This window comes from Vibrio sp. D173a (genome assembly GCF_030248475.1).
Genome location: NZ_JAHGAH010001212.1, coordinates 1 through 511 on the forward strand (window position 1 = coordinate 1; position 511 = coordinate 511).

Genomic DNA, 511 nt, shown 5'->3' on the forward strand with positions numbered 1-511 from the left:
TTGATATAGTTGCTCCTGAACCACTGTGGAATGCGGAAGAAGTGTGTAACCACCTTGCGTCACAGGGTGAGATTTACAAAGTGTCAGGCCTTAAAGCCCTATACCACGAAGTAGAAGCGAATGTTGCTTACATTAACGGCGAAGTCATTAGAGTCGACGAGAATGACAGCGCACTACTGACATCATTGTGTAATGAACCAGTGATCACATCAGAACAAACGGTAAGCCCGTCTGGCATTGCGCTTATTACCGACCTCGTCAACAAAGGCTATTGGTTTATCGAAGAGTAATTCGAATTCTGAGCAAACAAAAAGGGACACGTTGATGCGTGTCCCTTTGTTGTTTTTAAAGCGCAAAAAGTCTTTAAACCTTAAATTGATTAACTAGCGCTTGCTGCTGCTGAGATAAGGTATCAATTTGGTTTCCTTGCTCTTCAGATTTCGAGGCCTGCTCTAGAATTTGCGCACTTAGATCGCGAATATCGACCACACTCTGATTCACTTCACCCGAC

General features: G+C 43.8%; 1 protein-coding gene. It reads left to right on the forward strand.

All coding sequences use genetic code 11. The annotated features are described in order from the left end of the window. Window positions 1–290: winged helix domain-containing protein (locus tag KIV40_RS32365; RefSeq protein ID WP_375164933.1), on the forward strand; the 290-nt coding region annotated here is incomplete at its 5' end. Between the last annotated feature and the right edge of the window lie 221 nt (window positions 291–511).